Origin of the sequence: Mycobacterium riyadhense, assembly GCF_963853645.1 — a bacterium.
Classification (GTDB): Bacteria; Actinomycetota; Actinomycetes; order Mycobacteriales; family Mycobacteriaceae; genus Mycobacterium; species Mycobacterium riyadhense.
Genome location: NZ_OY970456.1, coordinates 3,990,072 through 4,004,926 on the forward strand (window position 1 = coordinate 3,990,072; position 14,855 = coordinate 4,004,926).

Below are 14,855 nucleotides of genomic sequence, written 5' to 3' on the forward strand. Positions count from 1 at the left end.
GGCTCAGTCTAAGCCTTGATATGGACCGGCTTGGCCGCGCTGTGCGGCGTCAATGCGTTCCAACCGCCCCTCGGTGTAGGACGCGATCTGATCGACGATGACCCGCATGCGGGCACCGTCATCAACAGCGGTGTTGAATGCCGCCGCAAACACCGGGTCGAGCGTCTGCGGCGCTCCGGAGTAGAGCCACTCCGCCACCCTATGGATGCGTTCGCGCTGCCGGGCCTGTGTTTCCAGATGCCGCGGATCGGACATGATGAACTGCAACGCCAAGATTTTCAGCACCGCGACCTCGGCACGCACCAGGTCGGGCACCTGCAAGTCGGCCTGGTACCGCACGAGCGGCCCCGGACCGGCCACCGCGCGGGTTGTCGCGATCGCCGCCGACGCGAACCGGCCCACCAGCTCGCTGGTCAACCGTTTCAGCGCGACCGCCGACGCCAATGTGGCGTCGTACTTGCCGACCGCGGAGACCACGGGTAGGCCCGAAAGCCGGTGGGCGGCCTCCATCAATTCGTCGGCACGCACGCGGGAGAACTCGCTCTCCCCTAACTTGGCCAGTGAAGCAGCGTCGTCGTCGTCGGCAAGCACGCGCAGGTCGATGCGTTGCGAGACGACGCCGTCCTCGACGTCATGGACCGAATACGCGACATCGTCGGCCCAGTCCATCACCTGGGCTTCCAGGCACGAGCGATTCGCCGGTGCCCGTGCGCGGACCCAGGCCGCCGGTTGGTGGTCGTCGTCATAAAACCCGTACTTGCCTCGGCCGGCACCACGGGTCCACGGATATTTGGTGACTGCATCCAGCGATGCCCGCGTCAGGTTCAGTCCGGCGCTATACCCTTGTACATCAAGGACTTTGGGCTCAAGGCTGGTCAGGATGCGGAAGTTCTGCGCGTTCCCCTCGAAGCCCCCGTACTCGGCAGCGACCTCATCGAGCGCCCGCTCACCGTTGTGCCCGTAGGGCGGGTGCCCGATGTCGTGAGCCAGGCCGGCCAGTTCGACCAGGTCGAGGTCGCAGCCCAGTCCGACGGCCATTCCGCGCCCGATCTGGGCAACTTCCAGCGAGTGAGTCAGCCGGGTGCGTGGCGTGTCGCTTTCCTGCGGTCCGACGACTTGCGTCTTGTCGGCGAGGCGGCGCAGCGCGGCGCTGTGCAGCACTCGGGCCCGGTCCCGGGCGAAGTCGGTGCGGTGCTGGCCTTCCGTACCTGGCAGACCCGCCGTCTTCGGCGCTTCGGGTACCCGCCGCTGACGGTCGAAGTCGTCGTAGGGGTCGTGCTGAATCGTGGTCACCGACCCATAGTCTGCCAGGGAGGACGCAGCGCGGTCCGCATCGTCGCCGGGCTGGATTAGATTGCCCGTATGCGCACCGGTCGCCTGCTCGGCATGATCCTGACGCTCGTCACCGTGAGCCTCATCGGGCTGCTGCCGGCGCCGCGCTGCGCCGCGCAACCGCCGTTCCGGCTTCCGAGCTACGTGACCGACAACGCGGGCGTGCTGACAGATTCCGGGCGCGCCGCGGTGACGTCGGCCATCGACAGCCTTTACACCGATCGGCACATCCGGCTATGGGTGGTCTACGTCGACCACTTCTCCGGGCAGAGCGCGGTGAACTGGGCACAGCGCACCATGAGGACCAGCGATCTGGGTAACTACGACGTGCTACTCGCCGTGGCCACCGTTGATCGTGCCTATGCCTTCCTGGTGCCGTCCATGGTGCAAAGCATCACCGAAAGCCAGGTCGACAACCTGCGCCGCAACCACATCGAACCCGCGCTGCGCAACGGCGACTGGAGCGGTGCAGCCGTCGCCGCAGCCAACGGACTCAACAAGTCGCCCAGCTCGTCAGGTCGGTTGTTTCTGCTGGTCGCGCTTGGCGTCATCGTCGTCGCCGTGGTGATCTTGCTGATTGTGATGCGTGGGCGTGCCAGGCGACGGCGCGCCGAGGCGTTGGCGGCGGCGCGACGAGTCGATCCCACCGACGCACGGGCGCTGGCCGCGGTGCCGCTGGATGTGCTCGACGATCTGTCCCGGTCGATGGTGGTGGAGGTCGACAACGCGTTGCGCACCAGTTCCAACGAGCTCGCGCTGGCAATCGACGAGTTCGGCGACGAGCGGACCGCACCATTCACCCAAGCGGTGAACAATGCCAAAGCTGCGCTTTCGCAGGCGTTCACGGTGCGCCAGCAACTTGACGACGGCACGCCCGAGACACCGGTGCAGCGCCGTGAGCTACTCACCCGAGTAATCGTGTCGGCGGCGCGCGCCGACCGCGAACTGGAATCCCAGACCGAGGCTTTCGAGCAGCTGCGGGATTTGGTGATCAACGCCCCGTCACGACTCGATCTGCTGACACAGCAGTACGTCGAGCTCACTACCCGAATCGCTCCGGCAGAACAGCGGCTAGCCGAGCTGAACAACGAATTCGGAACTGCCGCACTGACTTCGGTCTCCGGCAATGTCGCCACCGCGCAAGAGCGGCTGGCGTTCGCCGACCGCAACATCACCTCGGCGCGTGAGCTGGCCACCCGGGCGGTGAGCGGGCAGCAGACCGGTTTGGTGGACGCGGTGCGTGCGGCCGAGTCGGCGCTTGGGCAAGCACGTGCACTGCTCGATGCGGTGGAGAGCGCGGCCAACGACATTCGGCATGCCGTGGCCGCGCTGCCGTCGGTCATCGCCGACGTCCAGGGCGGCATCCAACACGCCAACGAGCAATTGCAGCAGGCCCAAGGCAACAGGGCTGCGCACACCGGCGAGCTTATCGCGGCGCGCGATACGGCAGCCCGGGCCTTGGACAACTCCCGCAGCTCCCGCGGCTCCGCCGATCCGCTGGGCGCGTTTGCCCAGCTGACCAAGGCCGACGCGGACCTCAACCGGCTGTTGGCCACACTGGCGCAACAGCAGGCGGATGCCGATCGGCTCAACCGTTCCGTCGAGCAAGCGTTGTTCACCGCGCAGTCGCGGGTGCGCGCGGTCTCCGACTACATCGACACCCGCCGGGGCAGCATCGGACCGGAAGCCCGAACCCGGCTCGCCGAGGCGAAGCGACAGCTCCAAGCGGCAACGGACAAGCAGTCAACCAACCTGACTGAAGCGATTGCCCACGCCAACGCGGCGTCCACGTTAGCCGCCAATGCGCAGTCGCTGGCAAACGCCGATGTGCAGTCGGCTCAGCGCGCCTACAGCAGCCGCAGCGGCGGAAATGCAGGCACTGATTGGGGGGCAATGATCGGCGGCATCATCATCGGCGACCTGCTCAGCGGAGGCATGCGGGGCGGGTTCGGCGGCTGGAGCCCCACCTCGTTCGGCGGCTCCGCTGGCTCATCGGGGAACTCGTCCGGCGGCGGCTTCATGGGTGGCGGCGGACGGTTCTAAATTCTCCACTCAACAAAGATGCACGCCCACGCGTCAGGCATTAGCTACCCGCGCGTGGGCGTGCACTAGTGGTTTGGGCGGGCGCACCGAATAATCAGTGCGCCGCCGCCACCACCGAGACTTCGCTAGGTCTCAGGCCCAGCTGGAACCGACGGCGCTGTCTGTCTGCGCCATGTTGCTGCCCGCGGCCTGCACCTTCTGGCCGTGAGCGTTGGCCTGCTCGTAGATCACCTGGAAATTGCGACCCAACTGGGTGATGAACTCCTGGCACGCCACCGAACCGGCGCCGCCCCAGAAGTCGCCGGCAGCCAGCACATCGCGCACAATCGCCTGGTGCTCGGCCTCAAGCGACGCGGCCTGCGCCCGAATCAAGGCACCGTGGGCGTCGACATCGCCGAACTGGTAGTTGATCGTCATCGAACCTGTTCTCCTTAGCTTGTAAAGGTGTTGTGGCGTTAGCTGCTGAGGATCTGCTGGGAGGCCTGCTCTTGCTGCTCGTAGTTGTTCGCGTCGCGAACCAGTCCGTCGCGCACCCCGTGCAGCATGTTGACGATGTTGCGGAACGCCGTGTTCATCTGACCCATGGTGTCCAACGAAGTTGCCTCGGCAAGACCGCTCCAGCCAGCGCCGGAGATGTTCTGCGAGGACGCCCACATCCGGCGGGCCTCGTCTTCCACGGTCTGGGCGTGCATCTCAAAACGGCCCGCCATGTCCCGCATCGCGTGCGGGTCCGTCATAAAACGTGTTGCCATGTTGCCTGTTCTCCTTATTTCCTGGACTCAATTACATTCGTGCACATTGACTGTTGTGACCGCCGGCCCGGGGGAAGGCCCAAGTCGCCGACCACTTGTAAACAAGACAGTCTTCCCCCTCTCTCTCAACCTGCCGCCGGCGAACGCGGCACCACGCCGCTGCTACTACGTGGCATTTCAAAGCGAGGTTCGGCGTTTTCGGCTTCCCACTCGCGCCACTCCGCCCATTCGTCCCACTCCTCCATGCCTGGTTCGGCAGGTTCCGGATCCACCGCACCGGGCACCAGGTCGGCAGCGGGGTCCGCGTCGGACTCCTTAGCCCAGTGGTCATATTCGTCGGGTGGAACGGCCACGCCCCAGCTGAGCGGAACCGACAACCCGCCGAGCATGCCCGACTCAGCGCGTTTTGCCACCACTGCATCGGGCGGCAAGGGCGGACCAAGTGGCAAAAGCACCGCTATCCCCTTCCAGTGCCGATCTCACTAAAACACCAACCCTCAGTGGCCAACCTCACACCACCGAGCACTCCGCATCGTATGGCAATACTTCGGACAATATCCCTAATTCCCCGATTTCTCTGCCCCCAACTGCACAAGTGACCAAAAAGCACACCGGCCGATGGGAGCGTTGTGCAGTCCTCACGGTCCTACGGTCGGTGGCTAGCAGAGCCCACTGGGAATCCCGCGGGCCGGCCCGGATTCCTGGGCCGGCATAGCTTGCGGATAGGGCACCCGATACGGCAGCCCTTCATTCAAGAATCCCAACACCACGTTGGGCACACACGTGGCGACCTTCGGCAGTTGGCGCACGGGGTGGTCCAAGTTGGGTCGCGACGGGTCCGGCGGAACGGCGAAATTGAATGCCGACGTCAGATCTCCGGTCACGCTGGCCCGCCAGGGGGTCAAGTTGGGTACCGGAACCCCGAACCGCTTGCCAATAAATTGCAGCTGCGACGTGTGATCGAACTGGTCATGGGCCATCAGCCCGCCACGGCTATACGGTGAAATGACGAAACAGGGCACGCGATAACCCAGACCGATCGGCCCGCGTATGCCGCCGGAGCCGTCGACCTTGTTGATGTCCACGGTGTCTGGAATCCATTCGCCGGGGGTTCCGATCGGTGCAGTAACGGGTGTGACGTGGTCGAAAAACCCGCCGTGTTCGTCATACGCGATGATCAGCGCCGTTTTTTCCCATACGGCCGGATTGCGAAGCAGCGCCTTGATCAGATTCACAATCGTCCAGGCACCTACCGCTATCGGAAACGAGGGGTGTTCGGACTCGACGGTCAACGGGACGACCCAGGACACCGCAGGCAAGGTGTTGTTCATGACGTCGCGGACGAAGTCGCCGGGATAAGTCGGCGCGATGCCATAACGCGCCAGGTCCGACCTCGGGTCTCCCGCTTGCTTGAAACTGCCCACATACCCGTTGCGACTCAGCGAGGTGTCGTTAAGCCCCCCGAGCAACTTGCTGTTGTAGACCTTCCAGCTGACCCCGGCGTCACTGAGGTTCTCCGGCATGATGCGCCAGGAGAACGTCAACTTCGGCTGGATGGAAGGCTCGACGATCTGCGGCCCACCTTTGTCCCCGTCGGGATTGACAGTTGCGCTTATCCAGTAGAGCCGGTTGGGCATGGTCCCGCCCAGCAGCGAAGAGTGGTAGTGGTCGCAGATCGTGAACGTGTCCGCCAGCAGGTAATGAATCGGAATGTCTGGACGCGCGTAGTAGCCCATCACCACCGGGGTATTGGCCACCGACCGGGTTCTCGCTTGCGCCGCCAGCCAGCCGTCATTGGCGCCGCCGTTCCATGACAAGTGCGCGGCAATCCACTGGTGGTCGGGATCATTGACACACTCACCAACTCCGTTGGGGCCCCTCGTCGTATCGATGCGGTAGGGCAATGTAATGCCGGCGGGGTCCACCGCCTGCGTCTGTGGATTCCAGCCCTTCTGCTGGAATAGTGGTGTCGGGGTGTTGAACCCATCGATAGCCGACAGCGTGCCGAAATAGTGATCGAACGATCTGTTCTCTTGTAGGCACAGCACAATGTGCTCGATGTCGGTTAGGTGCCCCGAGCACGGGCCGGCACCATAGGCCTTTTCGATTACCGGGGAGGCCCAGTCCGTCAGAAACGCGGCGGCACCGGCACCCGTGGCCTTTGCCAAGAACTCTCGACGCGACATTCCGGCGAATGCGCTCTGGCTCACCGGCACTCCCTTCCAGCTATTCTGGCTCACCGTATATGCGCAATGACGATGTGGATTCAAATACCGTGCGGTGTGTCGCTGAGCGATTTTTAGATGGCTATTTGCAGTTTTTAGAACAATTTGAATTCAGCAGGGGCCGCTGGGAGCCGGACGGGCGGGCTGGGTTTCCTGATTGGGCATGATCTGCGGGAACGGCACCCGATAGGGAATTGACGTCTTCGTCGTCGTGCCCAATACCGCGTTCGGGACGCACTGCGGCAGTTTCGTAAGCGCCTTCACCCTCGGGTGGTCCAAATTGGGCTTCGACGGATTCGGTGGGGACGCGAAGTTGAATGTCGAGGTCATGTCTCCGACGGTCGCGTTTCGCCAAGCGCTGATATTGGGAACCGGGACGCCGAACCGCGCGCTGATCAGCTTCAGCGTTGAAGTGTGGTCGAAAGTTTCACTGACCTTCAGGGGCCCGCGGCTGTAGGGCGAGATGACGATGCAGGGGACGCGGAAGCCCAGTCCGATGGGTCCACGGATGCCGCCGGATCCGGGTACGGAGTTAATGTCGGCGACGGTGACAAATTCGCCGGGGGTGCCCGACGGCGGTGTCGGCGGCACGACGTGGTCGAAGAACCCCCCGTTTTCGTCGTAGTTGACGATCAGCGCGGTTCTTTCCCATACCGCCGGATTGGACAGCAATATCCGCAGCACGTCGACGATCCCGACGGCGCCGATGGACACCGGGAACGCCGGATGCTCCGACAGCAAGAATCCGGGGAGAACCCAGGAGACTTTAGGGAGCCTGTTGTTTCTGACGTCGGCGGCGAAATCAAGGGGGTAGCTCGGGGCGATGCCGAAGCGGGCTAGGTTCGACCTCGGATCCGCGGCTTGCCTGAAGTCATTGACCAGCCCGTTGTAGCCGACGACCGTGTTATTGAGTGGCCCCAGCAATTTGTTCTGATAGACCTTCCAGCTGATGGCGGCATCTTCGAGGTTCTCCGGCATGATGCGCCAGCTGTATTTCTGCAGCGGTTGGATGTTGGGCTCTACCAGCACCGGGCCGCCGTTAGTGCCGTCGGGGTCGATCCACGCACTCATCCAGTAGAGCCGGTTGGGGGTAGTCCCGCCTAGCAGCGAGCAGTAGTAGCCATCGCAAACGGTGAATGTGTCGGCCAGCAGGTAATGAATCGGTATGTCCTGGCGGGTGTAATAGCCCATTGTCACCGGCGTATTGCCCTGTAATGCACTAACCGCCGCCTGCGCCGGCAGCCAGCCGTTGTTGGCGCCGTTGTTCCACGACTGATGCATGGCGGTCCAGCTGTGGTCCGGGTCGTTGACGCATTCGCCGGCCACCAGAGGGCCCCGGGTGGTATCGAACCGGAACGGGATAGTGGTAGTGGCGGGGTCGTTCGCCTGCGTTGCCGGGTTCCAGCCTTGCTGCGCAAACACCAGCGGTGGGGTGAGATCATCGAAACCGCGAACAGCGGACATCGCGCCGAAATAATGATCGAATGACCGATTTTCCTGCATCAACAACACAATGTGTTCGATGTCGGTCAAATGACCACCGCAGGGCCCCGCCCCGTACGCCTTTTCGATTATCGGACCGGCCAAAGACATGAAAGCCCCGGCGGTCGTGGCGGCAGCGGCTTTAGCCAAAAATTGTCGACGGGTCATTCCGTCGACGGGATGCTCGCTCCGCACACGCCCTCCTCCAAGGCTTTCGCGCGCCGCTTCCAGATCAAGGTATAGTTACGCCGGTCATCAGCCAGGTCAGCCGACCGGCGTGTCGTCGCCTAATCCGGGTCATTTGCCCAGTAGTGGCGCGGCCTGTCATTTGAGTTTGCGCGCGGAATGCCGCGTAATTTCCGTCGCGGCTTAAATTCAACTGCATAGCCCGCTCGGAATGTTGCGGACGGGGGTGGTTTCCTGGCCGGGCATCACCTGCGGAAAGGGCACCCGATAAGGAATGGCCGGCAGCGTGCCGTTGGTGGTTCCCAGCACGACATTGGGGATGCATTGCGGCAGCTTTGGCACGGCAGCCAGCAACGGGTGGCTCAGGTTGGGCCTGGTCGAGTTCGGCGGGACTCCGAAGTTGAACGTCGACGTCATATCGCCGACCACGCCATCCCTCCAGGCGGTCAAGTTGGGAACCGGCACGCCGAACCGCGCGCGAATCAACTTCAGTTGTGAGGTGTGGTCGAAGATGTCATGGACCATCAGTGGGCCACGGCTGTATGGAGAAATGACCAGGCAAGGAACCCGGAAGCCCAAGCCGATCGGCCCACGGATGCCGCCGGAACCCGGCACGGCATTGATGTCGGGTACCGTGACGAATTCACCTGGCGTCCCGGGCGGCGCGGTCGGCGGTACCACGTGGTCGAAAAAACCGCCATTTTCGTCATAGCTGATGATCAGTGCGGTCTTTTCCCACACCGCCGGATTGGACAGCAAAATGCGTAGCGCGGTCACCATGGCCACCGCGCCAAGCGCTACCGGCAACGCGGGATGTTCGGACTGCAGGACATTCGGAACTAGCCAGGAAACCTTGGGCAGCCTGTTGGCTCTGACGTCGGCAGCGAAGTCTCCGGGGTAGGCCGGGGCGATACCAAAGCGCGCCAGATTCGACCTCGGATCCGCTGCCTGCTTGAAAGCCTGTACCAGCCCGTTGTCGCTGATGGGCGTGTTGATGAAGCGCCCCGCATCTTTGCTCTGGTACACCTTCCAACTGACCCCGGCATCTTCGAGGTTCTCCGGCATGATCCGCCAGCTGAATTGCTGCAGCGGTAGGAAGCCGGGCTCCACGAGTTGGGGTCCGCCGTCGGTGCCGGCGGGATCGATGTTGGCGCTCATCCAGTACAGCCGGTTGGGCAGCGTGCCGCCCAGCAGCGAAGAGTGGTAGCCGTCGCAGATGGTGAACGTGTCGGCGAGCAGATAGTGGATCGGGATATCTTGGCGTGTGTAATAGCCCATCACCATCGGGACATATGGCCCGGCACGGGTGTTCGCCTGCGCAGGCAGCCAGTTGTCGTTGGCACCGCCGTTCCACGAGTTGTGCATGGCGGTCCACTGGTGCTCAGGGTCGTTGACGCACTCGCCATCCAGGAACGGGCCGCGGGTGGTGTCAAGTCGGAACGGAATCGTGATCCCGGACGGATCGAGCGCCTGTGTCTGCGGGTTCCACCCTGCCTGCTGGAAGTTTGGAGAAGGGTCGTTGAAGCCGCGAGTGCTCGAGAGCGTGCCGAAGTAATGATCGAATGACCGGTTCTCTTGCATCAGCAACACAATGTGCTCGATATCGGTCAAATGCCCCTGGCAGGGACCGGCGCCGTAGGCCTTTTCGATCACCGGGGCGGCAAAATCGGTCAGCAATGCCGCGGCACCCGCGCCGGTGAGCTTGGCCAGAAACTCCCGCCGTGACATTCCTAGGAACGGGTTGCCGCTCACCGAATCTGCCTCCCTGCGCACATTTCAGATCACGGTATAGTCACAGCGCTGGTCAGTCGCGATACGCGAACCGGCGTGTCGCAAGCGGGTTTTCGCGTGATTGCAAGCGCCACTGCGTTTTCGGCGTCGATATATGGACTAACGCGGTTATGGACTCTAAAGGCCTTGGGCGCCAACCAATACCGGGCCACAATGACCCCGCAAGGTGGAATGGCTATGGTCACAAACGGCGGCTTGCCAGGCAGCTGGTGCAGCGCCGCCGGCCCCGGCTGTCAATGCTGCGAAAGGTCATTGTCGTTTGCGACCGGATCGTAGGCAGTCAAAGGCGGTCGCGCCAAAAATTTATTTAATCTCACATTCCTAATCGAACCCACATACAGCCATTTCCCGTTACGTGCCGGCGCTGGCATCCCTCAGATTGTCCGAGGTCAGCGACCATCGATCCGGGTCCGGCGAGATGGCATCTGCCAGCGGCCTTCTTACCCCCGCGCCAGAAATGCTCCGATGCTGAGGTTATCCCCGCGTGATCGGTAAACCGGTGTGCTGAATGGGGTTTCGTAATTCGAACCACCGATGTAGCGTCCTCTGCCATGTGGGGCACGGTGCTGGTGTTAGCCCTTGTTGCGACGGCAGACCCGGTTCGAATCGGGATGAGTGTGCTCTTGTCGTCGCGGCCTCGTGCCGTGGGTCAGCTGGTTGCGTTTTGGCTCGGCGGCATCGCAATGAGCGTTTGTTTGGCTGCAGGTGTGCTTTTTGGGCTACGCGACCTCGTGCTGCGAATGGTGCACCGGATCGAACTCGCCACCGCTAGCTCAACAGCCGGCCACGTTCAGATCGTGATGGGCGCGTTGGCATTACTCATCGCGGGACTCGCGGTCAGCCTATCGCCGCGTCAGCGCGCGCGACTCGGCATGCCCAGCAGCAACACGTCCCACCTCCAGGTACGGACGTCGAACGCAATCTCGAGATTGTCGACGCGCACCCAGGCTGCGCTGCAAGCCAGACCCCTGAGGGTGGCGTTCATTCTCGGATTTGGGATGTTGGCAGACTTCAGGTTCTTGGCGGCGCTCGCGGCCATTGTGGCCTCCGGGGTCACTGTGGGCACCCAAATCGGTGCGGCCGGGGCGTACTCCCTGGTGGCGCTGGCGTTTATCGAACTTCCGCTCGTCAGCCAGCTGGCGGCGCCGGCAAGGACCGGCCACGTCGTGGCCGCGGTGAGCGGTTGGATGAAAGCTCACCGACAACAAGCCTTCGCCGTCGTCATTGCTTTGCTCGGGTTATTTCTGATGGCCAGCGGCATGGGCAACACCTGAAACCCAACGGGTCGATCGAAGGATTTTGGGGGCCGATCGTCCCGACGCTATCCGATGCCCGTCCGCGGCACCACGCTGGGCCGCTGCTGAACAACGTGGGGATTCGCGCCACCCCGGCCCATCATCCCGCCGGGCATGCCGGCTCCAGCTCCGGCACCCATCGGCATCGGCATCATCGGCATACCGCCACCAACGCCCCCAGCTTGCGCGAGTTCAGCGGCCGTGGGCATGGCTCCCAGGCCCGCCATTGCGCCACTGGCCATGCCCTTCGGCATCGACCCTTCCCAGGTGGGCGGCACCGACATCGCCCCCACCAACCGCGCCTTACCCAAGTCCGCCGCGGCACCCAAACCGGCGCCACCACCCAAACCCTTCATCGCGGGCGCGACATCACCGGCGAACTTCGGCATATCAGCGGCCGCCAGACCCGCAGAAGCCAACCCGGCCGAACTCGCATTCGCCGATTGCCCCAGTTGCATCAGCGGACCGAGCATCATGCTGGCCGGATACATGCCCATCTGGGCCGCCGACATCAGCGATTCCGCTGGCACCGCCGCAGCCGCCGACTGCACCGCCGTCACCGCGCCGGGCACCCCCGCCACCGCGCCCTCCAGCATCGGCGACACCGCGGCCGACGCCGCCGTCGCCGCACCGGCAACCTGCGCACCAACCTGCGACGCGAAACCGGTGACCTGCGACGACAGCCCGGCCAAACTCGCCGGCGGCAAACTAAACGGCGTCAACGTCGAAGCCACCGACGTCGCCCCCGTGTAATACGCCACCATCGCGCCCACATCCTGGGCCCACATCTCCACATAATCGAACTCAGTGGCCGCAATCGCCGGAGTGTTCTGACCCAAGAAATTCGTCGCTATCAACGACAACAACGACACCCGATTGGCCGCCACCGCCGCCGGATGCACCGTGGCCGCCAACGCCGTCTCAAACGCCGTCGCCGCCGCCCGAGCCTGAGCCGCCGATAACTCCGCCTGCGCCGCCGCCGCGCTCAACCACGACACATACGGCGCCGCCGCAGCCGCCATCGCCATCGACGCCGGACCGGTCCACGGCCCACCGGTCAGGTCGGTCAGCAGCGACTGAATCGCCGAAACCGACGACTGCAAGTCCGCGCCCAGGCCTTCCCAGGCCGTCGCCGCCGTGAACAACGGCGACGATCCCGCACCAGAAAATATCCGCGCCGAGTTGATCTCCGGCGGCAGTACCGCAAAGTCCAAAATCATTCGTAACCCTAACCAGCCCGCCGCCTCAGCGGCTCCGACAACCACAAGCCGTGGCTGTCACCCACAGCAGCGAAAAAACCCTCCGGCGGATCGTACGCGAGCCCACAGCGAAAGTCTGCAATTTCACCAAAAACCGACATTAGGCATTTACTGAGATTCACACGCGAGCCTCAGCCGATTTTGGACTGCGGACATGCCAAGGGCGCCGGCGACACAAACTCCCCCATGTGTCGCCCGCGCCCCTGACGGCTCGCAGGTGAAGTTAGGCCCAGCTAGAACCCACCGCAGAATCGGTTTGCGCCATGTTGCTGCCGGCGGCCTGCACCTTCTGCCCGTGAGCGTTGGCCTGCTCGTAGATCACCTGGAAATTGCGACCCAACTGAGTGATGAACTCCTGGCAGGCCACCGAACCGGCGCCGCCCCAGAAATCCCCGGCCGCCAGCACGTCGCGCACGATCGCTTGGTGCTCAGCCTCCAACGACGCCGCCTGAGCCCGAATCGTCGCGCCGTGGGCATCCACGTCACCGAACTGGTAATTAATCGTCATAGTCAATGCTCCCTATCGCTGAGTTAAGCCACTAACTGCTCAAGATTTGCTGCGAAGCCTGCTCCTGCTGCTCGTAGTTATTGGCGTCACGGACCAGTCCATCGCGCACCCCGTGCAGCATGTTCACAATGTTGCGGAATGCGGTGTTCATCTGACCCATGGTGTCCAACGAGGTCGCCTCGGCCAAGCCGCTCCAGCCGGCACCAGAAATGTTCTGCGACGACGCCCACATCCGGCGCGCTTCGTCCTCGACCGTCTGTGCATGCACCTCAAAACGACCCGCCATGTCGCGCATCGCGTGCGGATCGGTCATAAACCGACTTGCCATTACACCCGTCCTTTCACAACGGAACAATCAATTTCGATCACGTGCCGAAATACAGCAAGCTCGACGACCCCGACCAATCACCCCCGCCCTATCCGACGCCAGTTCGCGGCACCACACTGGGCCGCTGCTGAATTACGTGTGCGGCTGCTCCGCCGCGGCCCATCATTCCGCCGGGCATGCCGGCTCCAGCTCCAGCACCCATCGGCATCGGCATCGGCATCATTCCCATACCGCCCGGTCCAGCCGCCGCCATCTCCGCGGGCAGAGCGCCCAGCCCCGCCATCGCGCCACTGGCCATGCCCTTCGGCATCGACCCCTGCCAAGTGGGCGGCACCGACATCGCCCCCACCAACCGCGCCTTACCCAAGTCCGCCGCGGCACCCAAACCGGCGCCACCACCCAAACCCTTCATCGCGGGCGCAACATCACCGGCGAACTTCGGCATATCAGCGGCCGCCAGACCCGCAGACGCCAACCCGGCCGAACTCGCATTCGCCGATTGCGCCGCGTTCATCAGCGGACCGATCAACATGCTGGCCGGATACATGCCCGCCTGGGCCACCGAAAGCAACGACTGCACCGGCAGGCCTGCAGCCGCCGACTGCACCGCCGTCACCGCGCCGGGCACCCCCGCCACCGCGCCCTCCAACACCGGCGACACCGCGGCCGACGCCGCCGTCGCCGCACCGGCAACCTGCGCACCAACCTGCGACGCGAAACCAGTGACCTGCGACGACAGCCCGGCCAAACTCGCCGGCGGCAAACTAAACGGCGTCAACGTCGAAGCCACCGACGTCGCCCCCGTGTAATACGCCACCATCGCGCCCACATCCTGGGCCCACATCTCCACATAATCGAACTCAGTGGCCGCAATCGCCGGAGTGTTCTGACCCAAGAAATTCGTCGCTATCAACGACAACAACGACACCCGATTGGCCGCCACCGCCGCCGGATGCACCGTGGCCGCCAACGCCGTCTCAAACGCCGTCGCCGCCGCCCGAGCCTGAGCCGCCGACAACTCCGCCTGCGCCGCCGCCGCGCTCAACCACGACACATACGGCGCCGCCGCAGCCGCCATCGCCATCGACGCCGGACCGGTCCACGACGCGCCGGTCAGGTCGGTCAGCACCGATTGAATCGCCGAAACCGACGACTGCAAGTCCGCGCCCAGGCCTTCCCAGGCCGCCGCCGCCGTGAACAACGGCGACGATCCCGCACCAGAAAATATCCGCGCCGAGTTGATCTCCGGCGGCAGTACCGCAAAGTCCAAAATCATCGCAACCCCAAACCGGCCTGCCGCATCAGCGACTCCGACCACCTATCGACCGCACCCACACACTCGCGAGTACCCACGGCCGGATCGTATGACACATCACACCCGAAAGTCTGCACTTTCACCAAAAATAAGAGTTTCTACAATTCTCCCTGGAGCGACGCGAGCCAACACGTCGCCGCGCCCGGCTCGCCGGACGGCTGTCCAGGCGAAGTCAATACATTGGAAAAGTGCCCGTGGTCCTTGGGAAATCACGGTGCGAACACACATGAAATTTATATGGTTCTCAGAATGGCTGATAACGACTGTCAGGCCGGTGAGCGGCTTGTCTGTCCGCCATCATGGTTGACCGCCGCGCCACGGCCATCGGCGTCAGTCGCT

13 protein-coding genes are annotated in these 14,855 nt (G+C 63.7%); 2 read left to right on the plus strand and 11 right to left on the minus strand.

Annotation, left to right across the window (positions count from 1 at the left end):
- Nucleotides 1-3: 3 nt before the first annotated feature.
- Nucleotides 4-1,293, minus strand: a complete 1,290-nt coding sequence (locus tag AADZ78_RS17615; RefSeq protein ID WP_085250446.1) for a deoxyguanosinetriphosphate triphosphohydrolase — start codon at nt 1,291-1,293, stop codon at nt 4-6.
- Between the two features lie 69 nt (nt 1,294-1,362).
- Between AADZ78_RS17615 and AADZ78_RS17620 the strand changes: the two genes are divergently transcribed.
- The gene (locus tag AADZ78_RS17620) at nt 1,363-3,375 is read left to right on the plus strand and encodes a TPM domain-containing protein (protein ID WP_085250445.1); all 2,013 of its coding nucleotides are present in this window, start codon (nt 1,363-1,365) and stop codon (nt 3,373-3,375) included.
- Between the two features lie 132 nt (nt 3,376-3,507).
- On the opposite strand, the gene AADZ78_RS17625 is transcribed toward AADZ78_RS17620, so the two are convergent.
- The 6 genes from AADZ78_RS17625 to AADZ78_RS17650 form a co-directional block, all read right to left on the minus strand.
- Nucleotides 3,508-3,792 carry a WXG100 family type VII secretion target gene (locus AADZ78_RS17625; RefSeq protein WP_085250444.1) on the minus strand — a complete coding sequence of 95 codons (285 nt, stop codon included), beginning with the start codon at nt 3,790-3,792 and terminating at the stop codon, nt 3,508-3,510.
- A gap of 38 nt (nt 3,793-3,830) precedes the next feature.
- Nucleotides 3,831-4,127, minus strand: a complete 297-nt coding sequence (locus AADZ78_RS17630; protein ID WP_085250443.1) for a WXG100 family type VII secretion target — start codon at nt 4,125-4,127, stop codon at nt 3,831-3,833.
- Nucleotides 4,128-4,252: 125 nt separating this feature from the next.
- Nucleotides 4,253-4,582: a hypothetical protein gene (locus tag AADZ78_RS17635; RefSeq protein ID WP_139828699.1), complete on the minus strand. Its 330-nt coding sequence runs from the start codon at nt 4,580-4,582 to the stop codon at nt 4,253-4,255.
- 204 nt (nt 4,583-4,786) lie between these two features.
- Complete coding sequence (locus tag AADZ78_RS17640; protein ID WP_085250442.1) at nt 4,787-6,313, minus strand: phospholipase C; 1,527 nt, start codon at nt 6,311-6,313, stop codon at nt 4,787-4,789.
- 150 nt (nt 6,314-6,463) lie between these two features.
- On the minus strand, nt 6,464-8,002 hold the full coding sequence (locus AADZ78_RS17645; RefSeq protein ID WP_085250441.1) for a phospholipase C: 1,539 nt from the start codon (nt 8,000-8,002) through the stop codon (nt 6,464-6,466).
- A 207-nt stretch (nt 8,003-8,209) separates the two neighbouring features.
- The gene (locus tag AADZ78_RS17650; protein WP_085250440.1) at nt 8,210-9,748 is read right to left on the minus strand and encodes a phospholipase C; all 1,539 of its coding nucleotides are present in this window, start codon (nt 9,746-9,748) and stop codon (nt 8,210-8,212) included.
- A 614-nt stretch (nt 9,749-10,362) separates the two neighbouring features.
- Between AADZ78_RS17650 and AADZ78_RS17655 the strand changes: the two genes are divergently transcribed.
- Nucleotides 10,363-11,085 carry a GAP family protein gene (locus AADZ78_RS17655; RefSeq protein WP_085250439.1) on the plus strand — a complete coding sequence of 241 codons (723 nt, stop codon included), beginning with the start codon at nt 10,363-10,365 and terminating at the stop codon, nt 11,083-11,085.
- A 47-nt stretch (nt 11,086-11,132) separates the two neighbouring features.
- Here AADZ78_RS17655 and AADZ78_RS17660 read toward each other — a convergent pair whose 3' ends face one another.
- The 4 genes from AADZ78_RS17660 to AADZ78_RS17675 all read right to left on the minus strand — a co-directional run bounded on the left by AADZ78_RS17660 (nt 11,133) and on the right by AADZ78_RS17675 (nt 14,477).
- Complete coding sequence (locus AADZ78_RS17660) at nt 11,133-12,326, minus strand: PPE family protein (RefSeq protein WP_204806945.1); 1,194 nt, start codon at nt 12,324-12,326, stop codon at nt 11,133-11,135.
- A gap of 262 nt (nt 12,327-12,588) precedes the next feature.
- A complete protein-coding gene (locus AADZ78_RS17665; RefSeq protein ID WP_023363993.1) occupies nt 12,589-12,873 on the minus strand; it encodes a WXG100 family type VII secretion target in 285 nt (94 codons plus the stop codon).
- A gap of 31 nt (nt 12,874-12,904) precedes the next feature.
- On the minus strand, nt 12,905-13,201 hold the full coding sequence (gene esxJ / locus AADZ78_RS17670; RefSeq protein WP_085250583.1) for a type VII secretion system ESX-5 protein EsxJ: 297 nt from the start codon (nt 13,199-13,201) through the stop codon (nt 12,905-12,907).
- Nucleotides 13,202-13,289: 88 nt separating this feature from the next.
- Nucleotides 13,290-14,477: a PPE family protein gene (locus tag AADZ78_RS17675; protein ID WP_204800668.1), complete on the minus strand. Its 1,188-nt coding sequence runs from the start codon at nt 14,475-14,477 to the stop codon at nt 13,290-13,292.
- Between the last annotated feature and the right edge of the window lie 378 nt (nt 14,478-14,855).